The sequence below is a fragment of the Leifsonia sp. SIMBA_070 genome (genome assembly GCF_046534635.1).
Taxonomy (GTDB): Bacteria; Actinomycetota; Actinomycetes; order Actinomycetales; family Microbacteriaceae; genus Leifsonia.
Window position 1 is genome coordinate 1 of record NZ_JAWRYK010000765.1, and the last position, 245, is coordinate 245.

At 63.3% G+C, this 245-nt stretch carries 1 protein-coding gene; it reads left to right on the top strand.

Annotation, left to right across the window (positions count from 1 at the left end):
- Positions 1-245, top strand: a 245-nt coding sequence (locus SB754_RS22295; RefSeq protein WP_410784462.1) for a twin-arginine translocase subunit TatC, incomplete at both ends; no start/stop codon positions are given.

The window sequence follows — 245 nt, forward strand, 5'->3', positions numbered from 1 at the left end:
GACCACCGACGACAGGCACATCGACGACCGCGAGATGCCGCTGCTCGAACACCTGATCGAGCTGCGCCACCGGTTGATGTGGGCGGTCGGCGCGCTCTTGGTCGCGTTCCTCGTCTGCTATTTCTTCGCCGAGAGCATCTACGGCTTCCTGACCGCGCCGCTGGCCGAGATCCTGGAGGACAAGGGCGGCGATCGGCGGATGATCTACACCGCCATGACGGAAGTGTTCTTCACCTACGTCAAGG